Here is a 24566-nt window from a genome sequence, read left to right as displayed (position 1 = left end):
GTTGGCGTTAACAATTTGGGAAGTTAACTAATATAATTGTAACCGTTTATGTAAGGTAGGCAAATATAAAATCGGTTTCGCGGTCTGATTTTTATAAGTCAGAAATTCCCTTTGCGAAATTTCACTCCTTGATTGGCTTAAATTATAGCGATAAAATAGAAGAAGCAACAGGTATTGTCCCGTTTCGCACTGAACACTAAGTCACGCCACCACGCTCCCGCCAACTTGGAAATCGTACTAAAATTCAGAGGTTTTTTTTGCAATTTCTCTATTTTTTAGTATATTTAAGTATAAATGGCTTCTTATGTTAAGCCACGATATTCCCACCTGACACCACACTCAACCTGCCAGACCCGCCTGTGCTCCGCACTGACGACTGCTGATGCCTTCGATTCCTGTTAGATAGTTTGACCGATTTTCTAATGGATGACTGCAAGCAAAAGCGAGTTGATCTCATGATGAACTGGAAGACTCACGTGAAGAATAAAATGATGTTTCACCGCACACTCATGGTTACCACATTTCTGTTGGGAATCTGCGCCCTGAATACATCCCGCGCCGCTGAAACGGCTCTGCAGGTTTCCCCGGAACAGATCGAACTCTCCGGTCTGCTGGATTATTTCCAGATCCAGGTCTCGGTGCTGGAAGACAAAAAAATCGTCGGCGATCTGACTCATGAAGCCAGCTATAAAAGTCTGACCCCTGAAGTACTGGAAGTGAATGCGGAAGGACTTGTCCGGCCGCTCCAGACAGGAAAAGGTCAGATCCAGGTCACACAGGGCAAAGAGCAGCGCGTCATCGAAGTCGTCGTTAATTCGCGGAAGAACGGCAAGAACGTCAGCTTCGTGAAAGATGTGGTACCGGTCCTCAACAAGGGGGGCTGCAGCCTGGGTGGCTGTCATGCGTCTCAGTTCGGTAAGGGGGGCTTTAAATTATCGCTCTTCGGTTATGCACCGGAACAGGACTACCCCGCAATTGCCCGCGACGACCGTCAGCGTCGCGTCTCGATTTTACAGCCCGAACAGAGTCTGATTCTGCAGAAAGCCTCGATGGGTATGGCACACGGCGGGGGACGCCGCTTCGCGAAGGACTCCTACGAATACCGGATCCTGAAAGAGTGGATCGCCGAAGCTGTCACCGAAATCGACGATAAGGAACCGACAGTGGTCGGCATGGAACTGACGCCGATGTCCCGTCGCTACAAGCAGGGAGACATTCAGCAGCTCCGCGTCGTCGCTGAATACAGTGACGGTTCCAAACAGGACGTAACCGCTCTGGCACAATACGACAGTCTGATTGAAAACATCGCCACCGTCACACCACGGGGCAAAATTGAAATCCAGGGACCGGGTCAGACCGCGGTCATGGTCCGCTTCATGGGCCAGGCAAAAATTTCGACCGTGATCTCTCCTTACAAAGAAAAGGTCAACCTGGCTGAATTCAAACCCAATAACTTTATCGACGAACAGATTAAACAGCGTTACGAAGAACTGGGGCTCGAGGCTTCGCCCCTCTGCTCGGATGAAGTTTTCATTCGTCGCGCCTTCCTTGATACCATCGGAACTCTCCCCAGCCCCGAAAAGGTCAAGTCGTTCCTGGAATCGAAAGACCCCAACAAGCGCAGCTACCTGATCGACGAACTGCTGGGTCTGACCGGCGATCCCGAACGGGATGTGTATGTCGAAGCCTGGAGTGCCTATTGGGGCATGAAATGGGGCGACCTGCTGCGTATCAACCGTAACAAGATCGGCGATGGTGGCATGTGGGCCTTCTCCAACTGGGTCCGTCAGTCGCTGCGGGAAAACAAACCGGTCGACAAATTCGTAAACGAGATCATTACGGCCCAGGGATCCATTTATCAGAATGGGCCGGCCAACTATTTCAAAATCGCAACCAATCCCGAAGACCTCGCCGAAGCCACTTCGCAGATCTTTCTGGGAGTCCGTCTGCAGTGTGCCAAGTGTCACCACCATCCCTTCGAAGTTTACAGCCAGAAAGATTACTACAGTCTGGCTGCCTTCTTCACCCGCGTCGGCAACAAAGGGAGCGTTGAATTCGGTGCCCTGGGACAGGACACGATCATCAAAGTCAAGAACAGCGGTTCAATCCGGCATCCGCGAACCCGTAAGACAATGGAACCGACTCCGTTGATGGGTGAGCCGATCGACACGAAAACGGTTCGTGATTTCCGTCGTCCGCTGGCCACCTGGATCACGTCCCCGGAAAACCGCCTGTTCTCGAAAAATATTGTCAACCGCTTCTGGTCCTACTACATGGGAACCGGCTTCGTGGAACCGATCGACGACATGCGGGAAACCAATCCGGCTTCCAACCCGGAACTGCTCAACGCACTGGCCGATCACTTTGTTAATTCGGGCTACGATCTGAAAGAACTGATGCGGGTCATCATGAACTCCCGCGCTTATCAGCTCTCTTCAAATCCGCTCCCCGAAAACGTGGCCAAGACACGGTTCTACACACATTACAATGTGAAGCGGCTCTCAGCCGAAGTCCTGCTGGATGCTCTGGATGACATTACCGGTTCGCAGGAACGCTTCCGCGGCGTTCCCCAGGGAACCCGGGCCATTGAGCTGCCCGATCCCAACTACGACTCTTACTTTCTGGATACGCTGGGACGTCCCAAGCGGGTCATCACCTGTGAGTGCGAACGCACCAGCCAGCCCAACCTGGCCCAGGTGCTGCAGGTGGCCAACGGTCAGCTGATTAATACAAAGCTGTCCGCCAAGTCTGGTCGCATTGAGCAGCTGTTGAAAGAAAAGGCCCCCGATAAGGATGTCTTTACAGAAATGTATCTGGTCGCCTTCAGTCGTTACCCCACCAAAGAAGAACTGGCCAACTGCGATCAGATCGTCAAAGCCGCCCCCAACAAACGGGAAGGCTACCAGGACGTTCTCTGGGCCATCAGTAACAGCCGCGAGTTCCTGTTCAACCATTGATCCCGGTGAACCGTGTTAAACTCAAAACAAAACAGCCCGTCTCACTCATTTGAGACGGGCTGTTTTTTCATTGTGGGTGGGACCGAATGTAATTCGGGCCGAGCGCAGCGAGCAGGAGGTCTTAGTTACTACTTTCTACAAAGAACCGACATACCGACGCTGAACTGAACTCAGCTTGAGGTACGAAAAGCACCCGACCATGCTCACCCCTCAACCTCCTGTTGCCTGCGGCAATCCCGGATTACATCCGGGACCACCCTTTAATTAAGCTCTCTCGTCCGATTGAATTCACCTTCCATCCTGAAAGTAAAGCCCCCGACAGCCAGTTATTTCTGTCCCTGCTTCTGCTGCTGGTAATACTCCCGGATGATTTTGCCTTCATAACCCACCTGTTGCCAGGCCGGCCAGATCGGTGCTTCTGCCTGGACCTCGGCGTAAATCTCCTGCATCTGCCGCTTCATCTTTTCGAAGATCTCGCGTTCGCTTTCGGAACGATCAGTGGTCTCCCCGATATCGCTGGCGATATGATACAACTCAAACCCGGTCAGCTGTGCCCGCTTCAGGTCTTTAATCTCCTCTGCGGTGATACTGCCCGAAGGTTTTGGAGTTGGCACATCGAGTCGCGCCAGCAACTTCCATTCACCATCGCGAATGGCCACCTTGGGTTCGTTACGCGACCGGTTGAACTGCCAGTACAAAGGACGCTTGCGCTGCAATGCCTGCCCCTCGAACAGCGGCAGGATACTCGTGCCGTCCAGCACACGATCGGTGGGAGCGGGGATCTTCGCGACCTCACACAGGGTCGGCAGGATATCGACACCACAGATCGGCACATCGCTGGTGGTTCCGGCTTTCACATGACCGGACCACTGAATAATACCCGGCACACGAATCCCACCTTCGTAGGTATAACCTTTCTTATCCCGCAAAGGTCCTGCGGATCCATGCGGATGACGACCGGTGATCGCCGGACCGTTGTCACTGGTGAAAATGATCAGTGTGTTCTCGCGAAGTTTCTGATCCTCGAGTGTTTTCAGGATACGACCAAAGGCATCGTCCATCTGCGTCACGTTCCCATGATGGGCGGGCAGAGTCGAGCCCTCTGGTGCGGTATACAATTTGCGGAACCGTTCTGCACTCGCAATGGGTTCGTGTGGTTCATGAAAACAGACGAACATGAAGAACGGTTTTGCCTTATCCCTGAGATTGACCAGCCAGTCCTCCGCTTCGTCGGCAACCAGCTGTGATGCATAACCTTCCAGTTTCCCGACCGGCTTCGCGTTTCGTACGAAGTTAAACGGATTCTCATGCGTGGGCAGGGCGTTGTTCTGGGTCGCGAACCAGTGATCGAAACCATGATCTGACGGTTGAGGCTGCCCCACCAGATTGAACATCCCGTTCAAGTGCCATTTGCCGACATGACAGGTGGCATAACCTGACTGACGGAGCAGGGTCGCAATGGTAATCTCCTGCTTGCGGACATGCATGGGAGAATACATGGGAATCCAGTTATACACACCCACGCGAAACGGGGTCCGGCCCGTCATCAGTCCCGTACGGGAGGGAGAACAGTTGGGATGGGCGGCGTAGCAGCTCGTCAGCTTCAATCCCTCTCTCGCGAACCGGTCGAGGTGGGGACTTTGAATCACCGGATGACCGTAACAGGCCAGGTCACCATACCCCAGATCATCGCAGAGCACGACCATGATATTCGGCCGTCCGGGCACTGCAGAGGAAGGCGCCTCCTGGGCAGAGAGAAAGAGAGGAGACAGGAACAGGGCCAGCAGGAACGTCAACGAGAGCTTCAGGAACGACATGAGGAGTAACCTTTCCGGATCGATGCGCCGTCTTCCATTCAAGACAGCACAGGGATATTCGTGGGCATGTGCTTCAGTACTACTTAAAAACATCCCGATTCGAAAAGCAACTCCATTCGTGTCATTCAACGAAAAGAGCCCCTGGCATGAAGGTTCATACCAGGGGCATCTTCGGTTCACTCTTGCCTAAAGAATGTATCGTGTGCTGTAATCAGCGGCGGATTACAGTGCATCCAGGCTGGTGCCGTTAGCGGCTGTACCAGCGTTGTTCCCTTTGATCTGACCGGTAGCAGGATTGTAGATCCAGCCGACCGTTTCAGTACCGTCTTTCGCGGTTTCATCAGGAGTGGTTCCTGCAACATCGGTTACGATCATGACACCCCGACCACCGGTGAAGGGGTTCGGAGGCAGACTGCCGATGAGGTAAGGTCCCAGTGGTTTGGTACCGACAGCACCCGTAGTGCCATCTTTGTCGCTGGACAGCAGCAGCGAATCACGGAAAACATTGGGGTCGGTTGAACCGTCCGCAGGGAATTTTCCTTCGTGCTGGAATTTGTACAACTGAATCTGACTTCGCAGAGTCTGCAGGTCCTGAACTAGAACCGACTCGCGAGCGTCATCATTGGATGAGGTAAATTGTGGCAGTACTGTCGCAGCCAGGATCCCGAGGATCACGACCACAATCAGCACTTCGACGAGGGTAAAACCTGCTCGTCTTGGTTGTTTTCGTGTAGTTTTAATCATTGCCCTTCTCCGAGATTAAACGAATGTGCCTGTCACATCGCCTGATGTTAGTTACAAATTGGTTTGTATCCGGGTAACCAGCTTAACTCAGGAAACAAATGAATTCCCGGATGCATTCAGAACCAGTTCCGTATCACCTGAGCAATGTGAAACTTCATAACCGATTCTTACTTACATGGCCCTGTTCAGAAGGGGCGCCGACTGACTGGCCACCAAAATCTATGTTGCTTCCCAAAGGAGTCAATTTAATTTCAGGAGAATCTCTGCGTATACCGGCCCCCCTGTATCGAATACAACGATTAGAGAGGTTTGCGAATGAGTTCTCCCACGAAATCAACTAAAAAGCGCCAGAATCAGTGGATGATTCCCGGCCAATTGATCCAGAGCAAAGCTGTCCTGCCTGGCAAGCCGGACCGGTTTTAAGGATTTTTCCAGATCTGATTCGTAGCAAGCAGAGGTCCATCCGAGAGCTTTTTTACAGTCTCTCTGACTGGATGTACCGCAATCAACGGGCTTACTAAACAACTCCCATCGCTTCCCGGTGGGAAATCTCAGCTTGAATTCCCCTCCCGTCCGCGAGAGAATAAAAGTAGTGTCCTCTCTCACAAAACTACTTCAGGCGGAAGGCGGGTTTGCAATGACTGGTCGATGGAGTTTTCTGGTCCTGCTTCTGCTCTGTCCCGCCACAGTCCGAGCGGACTCTCTGGTCTGCTGTGATCGTTCTCAGACGTATCAGATCGCGTTAGATAAAGAATCGAAAGTCGGAGAAGCCAGTCTCCGCGAGCACACGATCGTCTGGCATCCCGCTAAGAAGAAGTATTATCTGCTGGCCGACGTCGTCCCGCTCACCAGCCAGCACCATCCGAATACCTATAATACGGAGATTCATTTATTCTCCAGCCCGAATCTTCAGAACTGGACCTATCACGGCGTCGCAATCCCCAAAGGAACGAAAGCCGGCCGCTTTGATCGCTTTGGTGTCGCCAGTCCTGCCTCCGCGACTTTTCACAATGGACTCATCTACTGCCCCTACAGTGCCCGTCGCACCAGTCATTTTACTGAGCGCAGTATCGGCCTGGCCTGTTCGCATCCGGACCCCGAGCAACTTCCCTGGCAAAAAACGACACATCCCATCGCGGACCTTCCCGGCGAAGATGACGACGCCGCCCTGATCAGCGATGCCTCCGACAATCATCTGCATCTCTACTTTCGGACAGCCAGTTCGCAGGGATATCAGATCCTCCATTCACAGTCATCGCATCCACTCAAGGAAGATTCCTGGTCGAAACCGGTCGTAATCTCCATCAAGCCGGAAGGGGTCCGGGCCCAAGAACTCACGGGCGCCGCACTGCTCAACGGCGAATACCACCTGTTTGTGATCGAACACTTCTACCAGGGAGGTGCGCAAGTCGCACATCTGGCGTCCCATAACCCGGAAGGTCCCTTTCACGAGTTCGACAAAGAACAGCGGTACCTGCTCCCTGAAGAACAACCGCCCAACATCGTCTACAGCGGGCACATTACTCCCGTTGTCAGAGAAGGGACCATCAAAGCCTTTTTCTGGACCGTTTCTCAGACAGGGAAACGCTACGGGCTTTTGGGACATCCCGCACTGAAACCATCGGCGGACTGATTCAACAAAACAGGCCACCCGGAGAACATCCGGCTGGCCTGAATCGACTTCGTTCGTTTTTTAAATCAGTGCACGCGCTGTCCGGGTACGGCGCCTTCATCGGGAGACAGCAGAAAGACGTCCTTTCCACCAGGCCCTGAAGCCAGCACCATTCCTTCGCTGGTTCCGAACCGCATTTTACGCGGCTTCAGATTCGCACAGCAGATCACCAGCCGACCGATCAGCTCTTCCGGCTCGTAGGCTGCTTTGATACCGGCAAATACATTCCGGCGTTCATCGCCACCCAGGCTGAGTGTCAGCTGCAGCAGCTTGTTCGCTTCAGGAACCGAGTTGGCTTCCACGATGCGAGCCACACGCAGATCGACTTTCACGAAATCATCGATCGTGCACTCTTCCGACATCGGTTCCGCTTCCAGGGCATCCCCACTGTCGTTCCACTGCGAGGCCGCAACTTCACTCTCGGCGGCTACCGCATCTTCCTTTGCTTCTTCAGTCATAGCGTCTACCTGTTTTTCTTCAATTCGTTTAAACATATGCTGGAACTTACTGACAGAGGTCCCTGTCAGCGGCGTCTGAGCCTGGTCCCAGCTGGTAATGGGATCATTCAGTAATTCGCCCGTCTGACCTGACAGGCGGGGCAGTACGGGAGTCAGATACACCACAATCTGCCGGAACAGGTTCAGGGCAATCGTGCAGATGTCCTGCAGTTCCTGCTGACGATCTTCGTCTTTCCGCAGTTCCCATGGCTTCTGATCTTCAACGTATTTGTTGGCCCGGTCTGCCAGCGCGAGGATCTCTCTCATCGCGCCGTTATAATCGCAGTTCTCGTAGGCCGTCGCGATGGCTTCGCTGCGACTGGCACCATATTCGAACAGCCCCTCGTCATCCGGGTAAGCAGAGGAGAGTCCAGTCTGGGCGACGAACTTTGCACTCCGGCTCGCCAGGTTGACGACCTTCCCGACCAGATCCGAATTCACTTTCTGTACGAATTCGTCGAGGTTCAGATCGAGATCATCCAGTCTCGACCCCAGCTTCGAAGCGTAATAATAACGCAGGCAGGCAGGGTCGAGGTGATTCAGATACGTGGCGGCTTTGACGAAGGTCCCCTTGGATTTGGACATTTTCTCGCCATCCACAGTCAGGAACCCGTGAATGTGTACCTTCTCGGGCAGATTGAAACCCGATGTCTTAAGCATTGCCGGCCAGAAGAGTGTATGGAAGTAGGTGATATCTTTGCCGATGAAGTGGTGCACTTCGGTTTCCGGATTTTTCCACCACTTATCGAAGTCTTCGTTATTGTTCTCACACCATTCGAGTGTGGAGGCGATGTAACCGATGGGCGCGTCGAACCAGACGTACCAGAAATTGCCCGGGCTGTCCGGAATTTCAAAACCGAAATAAGGGGCAGGGCGGGAGATATCCCAGTCCCGCAGCGGATCACCCAGAAAATGACCTTTGAGATAATTGGCCACTTCAGACTGTAGATGATGGCCTGACTGCGTCCATTCATCGAGAAAGCCGTGCAGGTCTTCAATACGCACGAACAGATGGCTGGCGGTCCGCAGTTCCGGTGTCGTGTTGGACAATGTACTGACCGGATCGATCAGATCGGCGGGCGTGTAGGTACTGCCGCACTTGTCACAGTTATCGCCGTACTGGTCGGTCGCCTTACACTTGGGACAGGTTCCCTTCACAAAGCGGTCTGCCAGGAATGTATTCTCTTGCACGTCGAACAGCTGCGTGACTTCCTTTTCGTGAACCAGTCCGGCTTCGCGCAATGACGACCAGATTTGATGACAGACCTTGCGGTTCTGTTCGCTGTTCGTACTGCCGTAATTATCGAACTCAATATTGAAACCAGTGAAGTCGGCAATATGTTTCTCGCGGACATCAGCAATCAATGCTTCTTCCGAGCGGCCTTCCTGGCGGGCGCGAATCATAATTGCGGTGCCATGCGTATCATCGGCGCAGAAGAATCGACATTCATGGCCGCGCAGCTTTTGAAATCGCACCCAGATATCGGTCTGGATGTATTCCACGAGGTGGCCAATATGAATGTCACCATTGGCGTAAGGCAGGGCCGCGGTGACCAGGATGCGACGTTGTGGCATAATATTCCCGACTGAGGTTAATGGAAATCAGACAAAATTCACTTACTGTAATCAGAACAGACACCCGATCCCTCGCGGGGTTCAGCTGAAACAGCCGCGCATCACCCGAAAACGTGGAATTCTGTACCGGCAGAGGGCCTGTTCTCTCAGAGGGCGTCGATTGTACGGCGCCGGGCACAATCCCGCAATCCACTCATTTTGGGCCTGCCCCACACGGTTTAGAACGTCGAACCAGTCATCAGCAGAGGACCATTCGAAGAACAGAGGGCCCGCACCAGATCCAGCTGGCTGACGATGCCGATCTGCATATTATCTTTATAGATTGCACCAAATGCGGAGGAGGAATTCCGCATTACATACAACGCCTCAAGCATGCTGTAATCGATCTGAAGTCGCGGCATATTATAGACGGCTGGAATGATCGGCGAGGGCGACGTTATCAGATCCACCAGCTTGATATAAGAGGTCCACTCACTCTGATGCGCAGCGCGAATCGGAATGAAGGAAATCTGGTTCTGCTGTGCCATCTGAATAATGTCTGCGGTATCGGTGCTCCGGGTGACTCCCTTGATCTCTGCCTGGGGAATCATGACCTTCCGCACCGACTGGGCTGCGGTATTGAACATACCCCGTACCAGCTGTTTCTGTGCATTGCCTAAAATCCCCTCCAGGTGCCCCTCTTCGAGTACCTTCACCAGCCGCTGTCGTCCCAGCACCAGCTGCGCGGGTTTATTACGATCCGGTGAAAACTGTTCCAGCAGCCGAGTGATCGCTACCAGGGGAACGCTGACGAGCCAGAACGCACGGTAAAAGAAATCGAACCACCGACAGTAGCGTCTAAGCAGCATGGTCGGCGCCCGGTAATACAGGTTCTTAGGCACCAGCTCCCCGAAAATGAAGATGAGCGGCGTAAAGAGAATCGTCGTCACAATCTCTGCCCTGCCGCCGGACTCCTGAAAAACCGCAGCAATGCCCATCGAGATCGCAATGGTTACGAGGTCATTCGCCAGGTTATTGCCAATGAGTGTCGTCGCGACAAAGTAGCTGGGGTTCTGAGCAAACCAGCAGAGCCGCTGGGCAATCGGATCGCCTTCGTTGGCATCGATATTCAGACGCAGGAAACTGACGCGGTAGAAGCCGGTCTCGGATCCACTGAACAGGGCTGACAGGCGGAGGCCGATCGCAAACAATGCCAACGCGCCGAGAATGGGAAGCCAGTTCAACTTAGGTATCAACCTTCAACACAAAACAGAAACGACGTACTCCCCCTGGAGACATCATAAAACTGGATTCTCTTGAAACACGTCTCATCTTGCAAGAGGTGCTATGAATTCCTAACTGAAAATCAATCACTATTTTCCGGCGGACCCACGCCGATGACTTACATTTTCCTGATCTATGACCTATGTTTTAGTAACAACACGATTGCCCAGTCTGCTCATTTTGACAGAGTAGCACAGTGGCGGGCCGGACAGCATGCTTTCTCGATGTTCCCAACAGGGCGGTGTTACCTAAGTCGCTTGGAATCAGGAATTTAAGCACGTTCACTTCAGATAAGTAAGATCCGATGAAAGTTCAGCAATTTTTAGATCACCACGGGATCAAGGAAAACCCCTTCGGTCAGGAAGACGCCCAGAGCGATCACGTTTTCAAGGAATTCTGTCTGAACGGCACTCACCACCCGGTCTGGGATAAAATATTTTCCAATCCCGCCAACCCTTCCACTTCGGTTGTGTTCGGCGAAAAGGGAGCAGGGAAAACCGCCATCCGGATGCAGATGATCGAACAGCTGCAGAAACACAATGCCCAGCATCCGGAAAACCGCGTCTTCGTCATTGAGTACGATGACTTCAATCCGTTCCTGGACTGCTTCCGCGAGCGGTACTCGGGCCGCAATCGTCGCCCCGAACGACTGCTCTCCCACTGGCGACTCTGGGACCACATGGATGCCATCCTCTCGCTGGGGGTGACCCAGCTGATCGGCGAAATGATCGAGCCCGACAATACGGAAGAGAACAATATCCGCTCGGTGACCAAGGCGCAGATCAACAGCCTGACCCATCTGGAAAAACGGGATCTGCTGCTGCTGGCTGCCTTTTATGATCACAGTCTGGATATGCCGGCCGTCCAGCGCTGGAACCGGCTCCGCAAACGTTTGAAATTCAGTTACTGGAAAACCGAATGGGAACGTGGCCTCGGCTTCCTGGTGACCATCGTGACGGTCGCCCTGGTCTTCTACCTCGGCAACTGGAAGGACTTCCAGAAGTGGTGGATCTGGCTGATCATGTTTGCCGGCTGGACTCCCTGGCTCTGGAAACAACTCACACTGATGTGGAAATCCTGGCGGGTTTCACGCGAGGTGCGGGTCTTTGATCATCTGTCGAATGCCCTGCGTAAAATCCTCTCGCGCATCGAACGCAGAGAACTCGCCGGTCAACCGATTCCCTGCCGGGATCGCAGCGATGACCGCTACGAACTGCTCACCAAGTTTCAGACGATCCTCAAAAAAATGGGATTCGAAAATATCGTGATCCTGGTGGACCGGGTCGACGAACCTCACCTGGTCAACGGCTCTGCAGAACGCATGCGGGATCTGCTCTGGCCGATGTTCGATAACAAACTGCTCAAACATCCGGGAGTCGCCTTCAAACTGCTGCTCCCCTCAGACGTGGTCTACTACCTGCAGCGTGAAGAGAAAGAATTCTACGAGCGCTCGCGGCTGGATAAGCAGAACCTGATCACCTCACTGGACTGGACCGGCGAATCGCTGTACGACGTCGCCAGCGACCGCATCCGGGCCTGCACGGCAGATCACAAAACGGATATTTCCATTCGTGACATGTTTGATGAGTCCATCTCGGAACAGGAACTCATTGCACAGTTCGCCCAGTTACGGGTCCCCCGGCACCTGTTTAAGTTCCTGTATCGACTGCTCGTCGATCACTGCAATCGCTATACGGTTGATAATCCCAGCTGGAAAATCAACCGGGAAACGCTGCATAAAGTGATGAGCCTCTTCCAGCGGGATCTGGAAGCCTTTGATCGTGGCATGGGAACAGGTTGAAAATGGTCCCCCCGTCCGGTAGTTTTAAGGGATAAACTTTCCTGACAACGATCCCACCGGAACCACCCCCATGCAAACCAACCTCAATCGACGTGAAATGCTGGCTGCCACAGGCGGTCTGCTGGCCGCTGGTCTTTCCTCCACACCCGCCCTCGCCGGGAAAACGGAGCGCCAGCGATCTGCGGCTGAACCGTTCGCCTACTGCTTTAATACCAGCACCGTCCGCGGTCAGAAACTGGGGATCGTCGAGCAGATCAACCTCACTTCCAGTGCCGGCTACGATGCCATCGAGCCCTGGCTGCGGGACATCGATCAGTATGTAAAAGAAGGGGGTTCACTCAAGGATCTCCGCAAACGGATTGAAGATGCCGGCCTGACGGTCGAGAGCGCTATCGGCTTCGCCCAGTGGATCGTCGATGATGACGCGCAGCGCAAAGCAGGGCTCGAACAGGCCAAACGGGATATGGACACACTCCAGCAGATCGGCGGCATCCGCATGGCTGCGCCTCCGGTTGGCGCCACCAAACAATCGGATCTGGACCTGTTCGCAGCAGCCAAACGGTATCGCGCCCTGCTCGAACTGGGCGATCAGATGCAGGTCGTTCCGCAGGTCGAGGTCTGGGGCTTCTCCGAGTCCCTCTCGCGACTGGGGGAATCGATGTTTGTCGCCATTGAAAGCGGCCACCCCAAAGCCTGTCTGCTCCCGGACGTGTATCACATCTACAAAGGGGGCTCCGATTTCGCCGGACTGGGGCTGCTCAGCGGCTCAGCCATTCAGGTCTTCCATGTGAATGACTACCCCGCCGATCCTCCACGCGAAACCATCAACGACGCACACCGCGTTTATCCCGGCGACGGCGTGGCACCGCTCACCGACATCTTCCGCATGATTCACCAGGCCGGCTTCCGGGGCGTGCTCTCGCTGGAACTGTTTAACCGCGAGTACTGGGAACAGGACCCGCTGGAAGTCGCGAAAACCGGCCTGCGGAAAACACGGGAAGCCGTTCTCAAGGCGCAACTCGATCAGCTTCCGAAAGTAGAATGAGACGTGAAACAGATCGCACTCCTGTTTGAGTTCGGTTCTCTGAACGGAGGCGAACATTCCATGCTGGCCATGCTCCAACAGTTGCATGGCCGGTCATTTGAATTCACCGCCTTCTGTCTTGCCGACAGTCCCCTGCTGCAGCGCCTGACATCGCTCGACATCCCCTGTCATCCAGTCCAGTTTCATGACGAACAGGGACTGAGACTGCCGCGGGAAGCGGTGCTGGAACAGTTACTCCCTGTGTTACAGGCGCAGCACTTCGATCTGCTGCACGCCAACAGCCTGTCCATGGCGCGACTGACGGGAGCCTTCGCAGAACAGTTGCCGGTTCCCTGCTCGGGGCATTTGCGGGACATCATCAAACTGAGTCGCGCTGCCATCCGGGATCTCAACCGGAACCGCAGGCTGTTTGCGGTCTCCCACGCCACCCGTGATTTTCATATCGCCCGGGGCCTGAATGCGGAGACTGTCAGCGTCTGCTATAACGGCGTCGACTGCGAACGATTTCAACCTCAGCCTGCCACGGGCGCACTGAAACAGGAACTGGGTCTCCCAACCGACACGCGTCTCTGCCTGACTATCGGCCAGATCGGCTTACGTAAGGGACAAGATGTTCTGGCAGAAGCGGCCCGACTGCTGGCAGAGCAGGGGGATCAGCAGACACATTTTGTCCTGGTTGGAGAACGGCATTCACAGAAACAGGAAAGCATCGATTTCGACCATGCCCTGGATACTACATTTGCACAACCCGGTCTGGCAGGTCGCCTGCACCGGCTGGGATACCGTGATGACATCCCCTGTCTGATGAACGAAGTGGATCTGCTCGTCCATCCGGCCAAACAGGAACCACTGGGACGCGTCCTGCTGGAAGCGATCGCCAGCGGTCTGCCTCTGGTCGCAACAGACGTAGGTGGGACTTGTGAAATCGTTGACCACGAACGCTCTGCACTGCTGGTACCTCCCGGCGAGGCAACGGCACTCGCCACAGCGATACAGCGCTTACTGCATGACCAGAGTCTAAGTCAAAGCATCGCGCAGCACGCGCGACAGCGAGCAGAAGAACGCTTTACCAGCGAACGGGCCAGCCGCAACATGGAGGCCTGCTGGCAGGAACTCTGTGACTGAGTCCGGGCGCTTAGCTGCCCTGACGGGGATGAAACTCTTCCCAACGTTTCCAGGCGTAGTCCCATTCCATCCAGAGCCGCAATACGGACCAGAGTGCCCGCAGTTTTCCCAGCTGTTCCGGAGGAATCTTCGACTGGGCGGCCATCGCATCCTGGGTCACCTCCGTCAGCCCCCACAGAGCTGCCAGTTCACGACAAAGGTTGTCAGCCGTGAGATCGATTTCCGCATCTTCGGCGACGAAGCCTGCGGCGTCAGCCATCACAAACAGTTCGAACAGCTGACTGCGATATGGATCCAGTTCCAGAGGCTTGGTGGCTGCTTCGGCTTCACCAACAACATTGGCGACGCGGCGGACAATATCATCCGCCAGATCATGGGAGGCGGAAGAAACGTGGTTCAAAGAATCGCGGGACATGGGACGAAGTTCACTCTCTGAAACAGAACAGCTCGAAGCATAGATAAAACAAAAACACATCCTGACCGATTGAGTCAGGATGTGTTTAGAGAATATCGAATTGCTGCTGCTTCGGCAACCGCCGACGCGTCCTCGAGGAACTCTGCTTCAGCTTACGGCAGGATAAAGATCAGACCGGTTGCTGTAAGTCCCTCTGTGATGGCGGCTTTGGTATTCCAGGGAACACCGTTGATCCGTTTGGGAGTATTCGGCTCGCCCGGTCGATAGAATCCTAGGGGATACATACGCTTGCGAAGCGGGTCGATGCTCATCTGGTAAGGCAACGCGATCAGCTGACCGGTAAACCGTCCCATGGAAACAAAGGGCTGCACGAGATCGCGACGGGAAAGACCGTAACGTTCCAGGTTGGGATCCTCGAAGTACAAAGGATTGTAGTTTACGTTCGAAGCTTCCCAGGTGTAGATACTTTCCGAGAAGTTCCGGCCCGGGTAAGGAGCATTGCTCAGTTTGAATTCCCGCGGGCACTCCAGAATCGCGCCCCCTTCTTCATCCGGGGCTTTACAGGGTTTGCCATCGGGGCGGGGACACAGGTTCCGGCAGGGTTCGTTCTTGGCGATCTCGGGATCAGGCTCGTAGTCGAAGAACGGCTTGATGTTGGAGATGCGTTTCAACAGGTGCGGTGTTTCGTCTTCCAGATCTTCCGGTGCGGCAGGCAATCCATCCACATTGGGAATGTCATCGCCCAGTCCGTCGTAGCTCTTCTGGGTCATGATAAAATTGCCGCTGTCGTCATCCGCTTCCGGAAAGACAGGTACCATCTGCTTTGACGGTGTGGCTGCCGGACCGGGTGTCACACTCTTGTATTGTACATTCTGAGCCTGGGATGCTGAGGGGTTCTCTTCCAGGCCAATGGTTTTAAACGGCTCGACGGCAGGTGCCGGGCTGACAGGGGTACTGGGACCGGCAGACGCGAAAGGATTAACTCCCGTGGGAGTAGCCTGAACCGCGGCGGGCGCAGGTGCCACAGGCATGTCGTCCGGGATCGGACGGAAGGCCGGTGTCTGTTCCGGTTCGTCGCTTTTGCCCTGCTTACGTTGTTCGCGGCGTTCTTTGCGTTCCTGTTTTTTCAGCTCACGTTTACTGTCGCGCGACAGGGTCTCCCAGCGCTGTTCCGGAGAACGGCTTTTCAGCTCTTCCCACGTGCTGGCAGGCACAGGATTCTGTCCGAGGAAGGGGTCCTGCTCGGCAGACGCTTCCTCGACCATCGTAAATGGCGAGAGCCCCAGAACCAGGGCCAGGCTCAGCAGATATCGCTTACCCGAACTATTCCATGGGTGAATGTTCGGCTGTGTAATTCGGTGCTTCCTGAGTGACTGCAATATCATGCGGATGGTTCTCCCTGACCGTTGCGGCTGAAACCTGAATGAATTTGGCTTCGGTTCGCATTTCCGCGACAGAATGGACTCCTAAATAACCCATACCAGCCCGTAGTCCACCTACAAGTTGATAGAGCAGATTCTGCAGCGGACCTTTGTAAGGTACGCGTCCCTCTACTCCCTCTGGTACCAGTTTCTTGGCGGAATCCTTTCCGTCTTGTGTAACTGAACTTTGACGGTAGCGTTCGCTACTGCCTTTGACCATTGCCCCCATCGATCCCATGCCACGGTAACGCTTGAAACTGCGTCCCTGGTAAAGAATCAATTCACCCGGACTTTCGTCCAGACCGGCGAGCAAACCTCCTAACATTACCGTATGAGCGCCGGCTGCCAGAGCTTTGGCAATGTCACCACTGTAACGAATTCCCCCATCGGCGATGACCGGAATACCTGTTCCTTCCAGTGCCTTGGCAGCATTGGAAATCGCAGTTAACTGCGGCACACCAACGCCTGAGATAATTCGCGTTGTACAGATTGAGCCAGGACCGATGCCGACCTTAACCGCGTCCGCTCCCGCATCCGCCAGGTCTCGGGCACCCTGTTCGGTCGCCACATTACCGGCAACCACATCGATGTCCCATCGCTTTTTGATTTCTCTCACGGTCTGGACCACATTGCCGGAATGGCCGTGGGCACTGTCAACAACCAGGAGATCCACCCCTTTTTCAATCAGTAAAGCGGCACGATCATAATCTCGGACACCCACCGCAGCTCCAACTCGCAGCCGCCCCCGTGAATCTTTGGAGGCCAGCGGGAACTGCATCGTCTTGTCGATGTCTTTGATCGTAATCAGCCCCTTCAGTTGATAATTTTCGTCAACCAGCAGAAGTTTCTCGACCTTATTTTCCAATAATATCCGCTGAGCCACTTCAAGCGTTGTATCTTCCGCAGCCGTCACAAGTTTTTCTTTCGTCATGACTTCAGATATCTGGGTGTCGGGAGAATCGAGAAACCGCAGGTCACGGCTCGTCAAAATCCCCACAAGCTTCCCATTTTGCGTCACAGGGACCCCACCGATGTTTCTCCGCTTCATTATTTCGGCAGCTTCCGCCACTGTAACTTCGGGAGGCAGCGTGACCGGATCCACAATCACACCGTGTTCGCTCCGTTTTACCAGGTCCACCTGCATTGCCTGCTGTTCCGGCGTCATGTTTTTGTGGATGACCCCAATGCCCCCTTCCTGGGCCATGCCGATCGCCATATCGCTTTCAGTCACGGTGTCCATGGGACTGCTGATAATCGGAACATTGAGAGGAATATTTCGGGTAAGCTGGCTGGCAACACTGACTTCCGAAGGCATGACTTCGCTGTAAGCTGGTTGCAGCAGAACATCGTCGAAAGTAATTCCCTGACAGATAATGCGGTCTTGCATTGGGCCTCTCCTTACGGGTCTCTTTAATGTATTTTCTGTTTTGTGTTCGAAATCGATGATATATTTTTTTGAAACATTGTAGGCAAATTACCCGCCGACGGGGCAATCTGTTTCAAATGTTTGCGTTTCGCGTGATCTGTTTCTGGAACGCATTCGCCAGTTCGATCATCTCAGGCACCGTCAGTTCTTCCGCCCGGGTTTTCTCCCGCTCGTAACCGTGCGCCTCCAGAAGTGCGTCCACTTCCGCTTTACTCAACTGTTTACTGTACATTCCCACCAATGTGCTCCGCATCAGTTTCCGCCGATGCTGGAAGACGCGCCGCAGGAAATCCTGAAAGAAGACCCGGTCATCGATCTTCTGTTTCAGAGGCGGATTCGGCGTCAGCTGGACAATTGCCGAATCGACCTTGGGCCGGGGCCAGAAAACGGTGGGGCCCACTTTTTTGAGCAGCTTGACGAAGCACTGCGACTGTAACCAGACCGACAGCGCCCCGTAATTTGAAGTCGCGGGCTTACACGACATTTTCAAACCCAGCTCGTACTGAATCGTAACCACCATCCGATTCCAGGGGAGATCCGAGGCAACCAGATTCGAAATAATGGGCGTAGCCACGTTATAAGGCAGGTTAGCCACCAGCTTCAGGTGACTGCCCGGGTTCGCTTTGAGCTGCTGGTCAATCTCTTCCAGCACGATGGGGTTGAGCCGGTTTTTGTTCTTGAGCGCGTCGCAGTTCAGCAGAGTGATATTGTCGTACTTCTGCGTGGCCTCGCTGGCCAGGGTATACATGTTGCGATCGTACTCGACGGAGATCACATGCCGGGCTCGCTGGGCCATGAACGTGGTCATGCCCCCGGTTCCGGTTCCCACTTCCAGCACGATGTCAGTGGGTTTAATGTGTCCCTGTTCAACGACGTACTCGATGATATTCAGATCGATCAGAAAGTTCTGGCCCAGATCAGAGCGCGGGTTAAAGCCATGCCGCTCAAAGAGCCGCATTAAATAAGATCGAGTCTGCCTTTCATCTTCTTTCATTGATACCATCAAGTGTTAAGGGAACCAGCTTTGACACGTACTTCCCGAGAATATCGGTTTCAATATTCACAATACTGCCCACCTGCTTCTGCCCCAGCGTCGTCACTTCCAGTGTATGTGGAATCAGCGCGATACTGAAGGAGGATGCTTCGCAGCCCACTATGGTCAGGCTGATGCCATCCACGGTGACCGATCCCTTGGGGACCATCTGCAAAGCCAGTGCTTCCGGAACTTCGAACCACATCGTGATCCATTCGCCGTCCCGGTCGATCGATTTGATCGAACCCACGCCGTCCACATGACCTTGAACGAAGTGACCACCCAGCCGTCCGTTTGCTGCCAGCGGGCGTTCCAGATTCACGGCATCGCCCACGGTTAACAGCCCGAGGTTGGTCTTCGCCAGGGTTTCCGCGCCCGCCTGGAACTTCAGAGAGTTCGCGGCGATCTCCACCACCGTCAGGCAGCAGCCATTGATGGCCACACTATCACCGATCTGGGCCTCATGTAAAATGAGTTCCGGAATCTTCAGCGTCAAATCGATGGAGGAGCCGTTCTTTTCGAGAAGTTGAACGGTACCCTGCCCCTCGACCAGTCCCGTAAACATCGGCGACAGTACCTTCGGCGTTCTAAAAACAGGGGAATTAAACGAATCAGTTTCTCAAATTTCTCTGGATTTGTATAGTCGTCCAGAGATAACTTCTTCCCAAAAAGCCCGAATTGGGGACGAAAACGCGAAATAACAGAACAGGACCGGGACCGCCAGCTCCTGCACCAGGAAGATCAGGGCCAGAGAAAACACGAGCTGAATCACATGCCGGCGGCTCCGCTGGCCAGTGAACAACTGGTTAAACACATGCGGATAATGCAGGCGCGAGACCATCAGTGCAGCGACCGCCAGCGTGATCAGCGGCAGTGCCCAACCGATGCCGGTAATTAACCACTCCGACAGGGACTGCATCGATCCATTTTTCGTCTCTGCCAGCTTGTAAAGGCCGCGCATCGCGATTGGAAAGGAAGCCACGACGCCGGCTGCCGCCGGTGAGGGGAGACCGCTGAACCCTTCGTGTGAATCATCTTCATCCGTTTCCACATTGAAGCGTGCCAGCCTCAAAATGGTACAGACCGCAAACAGCAGCGCGATCACCCATAGCAGGCGCGGATGATAGATCTGGGTACGAAACTGAATCATCTGCAGCATCAGAAACGCCGGGGCCACTCCGAAACTGATCGCATCGCACAGACTGTCGAGCTGCGCACCAAATTCCGAGGTCTGATTCGTCCAGCGGGCGGCACTGCCGTCCAGTGCGTCGAACAGCATCGCCACAAAGATCAGCACCGCCGCGATAAACAGGTGTTGATTTTCAAAAGAGTTATAGATCCCCGGTGCAGTTCCCAGCATGCGGGTCAGCCCCCCGCTGGTCACGTGCCCCATGTATTCCGGACCGACCTTGGCCGCATAGGTAATCGCGCCAAAACCACAGGCGGCATTACCCAGCGTCAACAATGTCGGCAGGACGGCAATCAGTTTACGCTTCTTCATTGGAGGCCTCAGTGGGGGACTCTGCATATTTCGCGAGAATGGTCGAACCGGCTTTCAACTTGTCACCCGGCTTCGCCAGGATTTCCAGTCCTTCTTCCTGGGGGAACACAATCACGGTCCGGGAACCCAGCTTAATCATACCGAACTGCGCCCCCTTGGTTAATTCATCGCCCGGCTTCAGGCGACAGACTATCCGCCGCGCAATTGCACCGGTAATCTGCTGTACCAGCATCGGTCGGTTGGTCGGCTCGGGCATCTGCAGATAGACTTCCAGTCGCTCGTTTAACCGCGTGGACTCCGGTCGCAGTGCGTTCAGACATTTTCCGGGTCGATACGCAAGTTTGATAATCTTACCGGCAACCGGCATCCGGTTGATATGGACATTGAAAATCGATAGGAAAATGCCGATCTCGATCGCCGGGCCGCCGATATATTCGTGATGCGCGATCTCTTCAATCGTATCGAAGGTCCCGTCCGCGGGCGAAACAATCACTCCCTCACCGGCAGGGATCGTCCGCTGGGGATTCCGGAAGAACCAGACGATCTCCATCCCGAACAACACCAGCGTAAGCACCAGCAACCAGCCGATGTAGCTGAGCACCCCGGTAACCACGCCGGACAAAATCACCCCGGAGAGCAGGGCGGCACCGCCGAAAAACAGGGTTGAGAGAACGAACAGTTCGGCCAGCCCTTCGCGGGCAAAGGGGAGTCGGCTGCGATACGCAAAGGGATCGTCCGCTTCCTCCCAGTAGTAGCCTCCCTGGTTCTCATGATATTTGAGGTCGCGGGGATCGAGCACATCATGCGGACAGGGATTGAAGTCCCCCTTCCGTGTGCTCTCCATTTTCTTCACGTAACCGGGGCGAAACGTCTTCAACCAGAATCGCCGCCAGCGGCCCCAGAGCATTTCCAGGTTGATAATAATTCCCCCACCCGGCTGAATGGTCGTCAGTTGCGGATCCATGGGCTGGACTTCCCGTCGGGAATAAGGTTGTCCGGTGGCAGGTGGATTAACGTCTGATGAAGTTGAACTCATAAGGTCTTGAATTTCGGTGGTTGCGTGCTGCTGATCATTTCGGGAACGGTTTCAGAGACCGGACTGGTCCCTGCTATAGAACGTCCCAGTTTAACAGGATCGCGGCTGGCTGACGAGATACGCCCTCGTTCATCACTATTTTTAATCTGTTTTCTTCACGGGCAACGGGTCGAATCGAAAAAATCCGTGCAGCGTCTCTGTTTGATACTTCTGGCCGGATCCGGGTCTGCCTGCGATTCACTGGTCGGGCAGCGAAGTCACGTTGCATCTGTAAGCCTGGTCAGAGTTTGAGCATATTCCGGACAGGCTGGTATCCGCAGGTCGGGTAAAGATTCATTTAATCTAAACGCAATCGTTTGAGGTTACCCCGGCTTTCTGCTAAAAATATGCTGCTTTACGCCAAATAATATCAAACTATGTTGATGTGTTGCGAAATCAACAGATCGAGTTCATCCTGTCGAACTTTTAGAGGAAACAAAACCGATGAGTATTGCCATTAGTTCCGTTCATGCCCGTGAAATTCTTGACAGTCGCGGGAATCCCACTGTGGAAGTGGATATCGAGCTGGAAAATGGAGTTGTAGGCCGAGCCGCTGTTCCCAGCGGTGCCAGCACAGGGATGCACGAAGCCTGTGAACTGCGCGACGCCGATAAAAAAGACCGCTTCCTGGGCAAAGGGGTCCAGCAGGCCGTTCAGAATGTGAACACCGAAATTGCCGACGTACTGGTTGACCTGAATGTCTGCGATCAGCTGCTGATCGACCGTGTCATGCTCGACCTGGATGGCACCGAAAATAAATCACGCCTGGGTGCGAACGCCATTCTGGCCTGTTCGCTGGCCGCCGCACATGCAGCAGCTGCCTCTTCCGATCTGCCCCTGTTCCGTTACCTGGGTGGCGTTGGCGCCAACCGTCTCCCCGCCCCGATGATGAACATCATCAACGGTGGTGAGCACGCCAGCAACGGTATCGACCTGCAGGAATTCATGGTTATGCCCCTGGGCTTTGACAACTTCAGCGACTCCCTGCGTTGCGGAACCGAAATCTTCCACTCGCTGAAGAAAGTGCTTTCCTCCAAAGGTCTGAGCACCGCCGTCGGCGACGAAGGGGGATTCGCTCCCGATCTGCCCAACAGTGAAGACGCCATCGACGTCATTCTGACCGCGATCGAAAAAGCAGGTTACAAAGCCGGCGATCAGGTCAAAATCGCCCTCGACGCCGCTTCTACCGAATTCTACAACACAGAAACCGGTATCTACACCGTCGAAGGTCGCGAATTCGATTCCGCAGGCATGGTCGACTTCCTCGCCTCATGGGTTGAAAAGTACCCGATCTGCTCTATCGAAGATGGTCTGGCAGAAGACGACTGGGAAGGCTGGAAAGCACTCACCGAACGGATCGGCGACAAAGTCCAGCTGGTCGGCGACGACCTGTTCGTGACCAACCCCAAACGTCTGCAGCGGGGAATCGATGAAGGGGTTGCCAACAGCATCCTGGTGAAAGTCAACCAGATCGGCACCCTGTCCGAAACCATCGAAGCAGTTCAACTGGCAGGACGCAACGGTTACACCGCCGTCATGAGCCACCGTTCCGGCGAAACCGAAGACACCACCATCGCCGACCTCGCGGTTGCTCTCTGCACTGGTCAGATCAAAACCGGTTCCGCCAGCCGGACCGACCGGATCTGCAAATACAACCAGCTGCTGCGAATCGAAGAGATTCTGGGAGAGGAAGCCACCTTCGGCGGTACCATCTCCTGAATTGATTCCACTCAACTCTGAGACTAACAACTCCCCCCGGAACATGTTTCCGCGGGGAGTTTTTTTGTGCGGACATGAGTTGAAGGATGCGATTCGCCGCCCCGTCTCATTGCATTTCTGCTGAGCACAAGCCAACCGGCACCATAGACACAGCTGCGCCAATCGCCACAGCTTAACAGGGTCTGGAGAAACCTGTGCAACCCTGTCGATCTTGATGAGGTAGCTCTGCGCCCGACGTCTGCAGAGATCGTGTCCCTTTTGTATCGGCCATCAACATCGTGACTCACAGACAGCACCAGAACGAAGAAACCGGGATCGGCTGGATGATCTCGCTGACATTCTGGCTGCTGTTATTCCTCGCCGCGAGCCTGTTCGCTGCGGTTGTCCTTTCGCCGCGGTACCTGGCCTACCTTGAGCTACGGAATGAGTATCTCTCGAACCAGGTCCAGCTGGTGACGCTGGAAAATCAGGTTGAATACCTGAAACAGATCGCCCATTCGCTGGAACATGATCCTGAGTTTCGCTCTGAAGTCGCGCGGGTCGACTTTGATGCCGTTCGACCGGGTGAAGAGCGCATTGCCGTCGATCCCGATCTGGCCCTGGATCTGCCTCAATGGAATCCGCGTCAGAGAATCCCGGTCACCAGTCGCGCCTGGTACGTACCCATGTTGAGCATGGTCAGTGAAAATCACAAGGTGCGATCCTCTCTATTGCTGACCGCCGGGGTGATCGTACTGCTGTCCTTTACGTTTCTGCATGAATCACAGTCCCATCAGCTGGAGCACGTAACCCGTTCCACTAAAGACTTTGTGTCGCTGTTCCTCTCTCGATACCGCGTCTCGGAATCGGAAGCTGATGAGGACTGACCCCGGTTCCGACTGTAAGGAATAACACGAATGCAGCAAACGCCCCGCCTGCAACACCTGATCTCGTTTTTGTGATCCTAGCCTTTCTTCCCAGGAACCACGTTGTTCGGATTTTTTCTGGAATAGCTTCTCTGTCATTCTATCTCGCTGAAAGCCGGCAGCAGAAATCAAATTCAGTTCGGACAATCCCGAAGCCGCGACGATCTGATTAGTAGTTATTTCATGACGTTTCAACCCTGAAGGGCATCACAGAATGGATACAGATAAGCAAGCCAGGACTTCTCTGTTAACGGAATTCAGACTGAGACGCTGGGCGCGGATGCACTACGTTTCAGCCGATCAAAGAAAAGCGACCTGGAATCCCATCGTTCTCGATGAAATGCAGAATAAGGATCAGGAAATGCACGAAGCAGAAGAAAACAGCATGAAGGCCCGTGTTTCATCCATGTATGTGCCACTGGCACCCGGGATCATTACCCGTATCGATCAGTCACACGAAGAAGCCGCTGCACCTCACATCCTGAAAATGCAGGATCGCTCCTCGCGCAATCTGCAACGGGTCGCTGATCAGATGCTGGGCGAATAAGCTCACTCAATCACGCGTTCAGATTCTC

The 24566-nt window shown here is 54.3% G+C and carries 19 protein-coding genes; 8 read left to right on the top strand and 11 right to left on the bottom strand.

Going from position 1 to position 24566, the window contains the following annotated elements:
- Positions 1 to 476 precede the first annotated feature (476 nt).
- Entirely contained in the window at positions 477 to 2957 is a 2481-nt protein-coding gene (locus F1728_RS14900) for a DUF1549 and DUF1553 domain-containing protein (protein WP_228030769.1), read from the top strand.
- A 326-nt stretch (positions 2958 to 3283) separates the two neighbouring features.
- Here the strand turns inward: F1728_RS14900 and F1728_RS14895 are convergent, their stop codons facing one another.
- Complete coding sequence (locus F1728_RS14895) at positions 3284 to 4774, bottom strand: sulfatase-like hydrolase/transferase (protein ID WP_155364776.1); 1491 nt, start codon at positions 4772 to 4774, stop codon at positions 3284 to 3286.
- Between the two features lie 222 nt (positions 4775 to 4996).
- The gene (locus F1728_RS14890) at positions 4997 to 5518 is read right to left on the bottom strand and encodes a type II secretion system protein (protein WP_155364775.1); all 522 of its coding nucleotides are present in this window, start codon (positions 5516 to 5518) and stop codon (positions 4997 to 4999) included.
- A gap of 637 nt (positions 5519 to 6155) precedes the next feature.
- Between F1728_RS14890 and F1728_RS14885 the strand changes: the two genes are divergently transcribed.
- Positions 6156 to 7151 carry a glycoside hydrolase family protein gene (locus F1728_RS14885; RefSeq protein ID WP_155364774.1) on the top strand — a complete coding sequence of 332 codons (996 nt, stop codon included), beginning with the start codon at positions 6156 to 6158 and terminating at the stop codon, positions 7149 to 7151.
- Between the two features lie 65 nt (positions 7152 to 7216).
- On the opposite strand, the gene metG is transcribed toward F1728_RS14885, so the two are convergent.
- Positions 7217 to 9262 (bottom strand): methionine--tRNA ligase, encoded by a 2046-nt coding sequence (metG, locus tag F1728_RS14880; protein ID WP_155364773.1) that lies wholly within the window; start codon positions 9260 to 9262, stop codon positions 7217 to 7219.
- A gap of 218 nt (positions 9263 to 9480) precedes the next feature.
- Positions 9481 to 10485: a CNNM domain-containing protein gene (locus F1728_RS14875; protein ID WP_194242834.1), complete on the bottom strand. Its 1005-nt coding sequence runs from the start codon at positions 10483 to 10485 to the stop codon at positions 9481 to 9483.
- A gap of 344 nt (positions 10486 to 10829) precedes the next feature.
- On the opposite strand from F1728_RS14875, the gene F1728_RS14870 reads away from it, so the two are divergent.
- The 3 genes from F1728_RS14870 to F1728_RS14860 all read left to right on the top strand — a co-directional run bounded on the left by F1728_RS14870 (position 10830) and on the right by F1728_RS14860 (position 14496).
- Entirely contained in the window at positions 10830 to 12326 is a 1497-nt protein-coding gene (locus tag F1728_RS14870; RefSeq protein WP_155364771.1) for a hypothetical protein, read from the top strand.
- Positions 12327 to 12396: 70 nt separating this feature from the next.
- Complete coding sequence (locus F1728_RS14865; RefSeq protein WP_155364770.1) at positions 12397 to 13371, top strand: sugar phosphate isomerase/epimerase family protein; 975 nt, start codon at positions 12397 to 12399, stop codon at positions 13369 to 13371.
- Positions 13372 to 13374: 3 nt separating this feature from the next.
- Positions 13375 to 14496 carry a glycosyltransferase family 4 protein gene (locus F1728_RS14860; protein ID WP_155364769.1) on the top strand — a complete coding sequence of 374 codons (1122 nt, stop codon included), beginning with the start codon at positions 13375 to 13377 and terminating at the stop codon, positions 14494 to 14496.
- A 10-nt stretch (positions 14497 to 14506) separates the two neighbouring features.
- Here F1728_RS14860 and F1728_RS14855 read toward each other — a convergent pair whose 3' ends face one another.
- From F1728_RS14855 to F1728_RS14825, 7 genes are all read right to left on the bottom strand, one after another.
- Positions 14507 to 14911, bottom strand: a complete 405-nt coding sequence (locus tag F1728_RS14855; protein ID WP_145045561.1) for a hypothetical protein — start codon at positions 14909 to 14911, stop codon at positions 14507 to 14509.
- Positions 14912 to 15063: 152 nt separating this feature from the next.
- Entirely contained in the window at positions 15064 to 16296 is a 1233-nt protein-coding gene (locus tag F1728_RS14850; protein WP_155364768.1) for a hypothetical protein, read from the bottom strand.
- Positions 16235 to 17719, bottom strand: coding sequence for an IMP dehydrogenase (guaB, locus tag F1728_RS14845; RefSeq protein ID WP_155364767.1), 1485 nt, complete (start codon positions 17717 to 17719; stop codon positions 16235 to 16237). The genes F1728_RS14850 and guaB overlap by 62 nt, the downstream gene beginning before the upstream one ends.
- A gap of 112 nt (positions 17720 to 17831) precedes the next feature.
- A complete protein-coding gene (gene rsmA, locus F1728_RS14840) occupies positions 17832 to 18752 on the bottom strand; it encodes a 16S rRNA (adenine(1518)-N(6)/adenine(1519)-N(6))-dimethyltransferase RsmA (RefSeq protein ID WP_155364766.1) in 921 nt (306 codons plus the stop codon).
- Positions 18739 to 19356 (bottom strand): riboflavin synthase, encoded by a 618-nt coding sequence (locus F1728_RS14835; protein ID WP_145443278.1) that lies wholly within the window; start codon positions 19354 to 19356, stop codon positions 18739 to 18741. Before F1728_RS14835 ends, rsmA begins: the two co-directional genes overlap by 14 nt.
- A gap of 54 nt (positions 19357 to 19410) precedes the next feature.
- Positions 19411 to 20292 carry a CDP-diacylglycerol--serine O-phosphatidyltransferase gene (pssA, locus tag F1728_RS14830; protein ID WP_155364765.1) on the bottom strand — a complete coding sequence of 294 codons (882 nt, stop codon included), beginning with the start codon at positions 20290 to 20292 and terminating at the stop codon, positions 19411 to 19413.
- Complete coding sequence (locus F1728_RS14825) at positions 20279 to 21328, bottom strand: phosphatidylserine decarboxylase (protein ID WP_228030766.1); 1050 nt, start codon at positions 21326 to 21328, stop codon at positions 20279 to 20281. Before F1728_RS14825 ends, pssA begins: the two co-directional genes overlap by 14 nt.
- Before the next feature lie 483 nt (positions 21329 to 21811).
- Here F1728_RS14825 and eno point away from each other — a divergent pair, with 483 nt between their 5' ends.
- From eno to F1728_RS14810, 3 genes are all read left to right on the top strand, one after another.
- Complete coding sequence (eno, locus tag F1728_RS14820) at positions 21812 to 23086, top strand: phosphopyruvate hydratase (protein ID WP_145193263.1); 1275 nt, start codon at positions 21812 to 21814, stop codon at positions 23084 to 23086.
- Positions 23087 to 23364: 278 nt separating this feature from the next.
- Positions 23365 to 23952, top strand: a complete 588-nt coding sequence (locus F1728_RS14815) for an FtsB/FtsL family cell division protein (protein ID WP_155364764.1) — start codon at positions 23365 to 23367, stop codon at positions 23950 to 23952.
- A 253-nt stretch (positions 23953 to 24205) separates the two neighbouring features.
- Positions 24206 to 24538 (top strand): hypothetical protein, encoded by a 333-nt coding sequence (locus F1728_RS14810; protein ID WP_145193267.1) that lies wholly within the window; start codon positions 24206 to 24208, stop codon positions 24536 to 24538.
- The last annotated feature ends 28 nt before the right edge of the window (positions 24539 to 24566 follow it).

The organism is Gimesia benthica, assembly GCF_009720525.1.
GTDB classification, from domain to species: domain Bacteria; phylum Planctomycetota; class Planctomycetia; order Planctomycetales; family Planctomycetaceae; genus Gimesia; species Gimesia benthica.
The sequence above is the reverse complement of the archived record's forward strand: the minus strand, read 5'-3'. Positions and strand labels throughout refer to the sequence as shown.

Excerpts from the sequence above, each read along its gene's own strand:
- F1728_RS14825 (WP_228030766.1), bottom strand. The coding sequence starts at position 21,328 with ATGAGTTCAACTTCATCAGACGTTAATCCACCTGCCACCGGACAACCT.
- metG (WP_155364773.1), bottom strand. The coding sequence starts at position 9,262 with ATGCCACAACGTCGCATCCTGGTCACCGCGGCCCTGCCTTACGCCAAT.
- F1728_RS14870 (WP_155364771.1), top strand. The coding sequence starts at position 10,830 with ATGAAAGTTCAGCAATTTTTAGATCACCACGGGATCAAGGAAAACCCC.
- F1728_RS14885 (WP_155364774.1), top strand. The coding sequence starts at position 6,156 with ATGACTGGTCGATGGAGTTTTCTGGTCCTGCTTCTGCTCTGTCCCGCC.
- F1728_RS14835 (WP_145443278.1), bottom strand. The coding sequence starts at position 19,356 with ATGTTTACGGGACTGGTCGAGGGGCAGGGTACCGTTCAACTTCTCGAA.
- pssA (WP_155364765.1), bottom strand. The coding sequence starts at position 20,292 with ATGAAGAAGCGTAAACTGATTGCCGTCCTGCCGACATTGTTGACGCTG.
- F1728_RS14865 (WP_155364770.1), top strand. The coding sequence starts at position 12,397 with ATGCAAACCAACCTCAATCGACGTGAAATGCTGGCTGCCACAGGCGGT.
- F1728_RS14810 (WP_145193267.1), top strand. The coding sequence starts at position 24,206 with ATGGATACAGATAAGCAAGCCAGGACTTCTCTGTTAACGGAATTCAGA.
- F1728_RS14890 (WP_155364775.1), bottom strand. The coding sequence starts at position 5,518 with ATGATTAAAACTACACGAAAACAACCAAGACGAGCAGGTTTTACCCTC.
- eno (WP_145193263.1), top strand. The coding sequence starts at position 21,812 with ATGAGTATTGCCATTAGTTCCGTTCATGCCCGTGAAATTCTTGACAGT.
- F1728_RS14895 (WP_155364776.1), bottom strand. The coding sequence starts at position 4,774 with ATGTCGTTCCTGAAGCTCTCGTTGACGTTCCTGCTGGCCCTGTTCCTG.
- F1728_RS14850 (WP_155364768.1), bottom strand. The coding sequence starts at position 16,296 with ATGATATTGCAGTCACTCAGGAAGCACCGAATTACACAGCCGAACATT.
- F1728_RS14855 (WP_145045561.1), bottom strand. The coding sequence starts at position 14,911 with ATGTCCCGCGATTCTTTGAACCACGTTTCTTCCGCCTCCCATGATCTG.
- guaB (WP_155364767.1), bottom strand. The coding sequence starts at position 17,719 with ATGCAAGACCGCATTATCTGTCAGGGAATTACTTTCGACGATGTTCTG.
- rsmA (WP_155364766.1), bottom strand. The coding sequence starts at position 18,752 with ATGAAAGAAGATGAAAGGCAGACTCGATCTTATTTAATGCGGCTCTTT.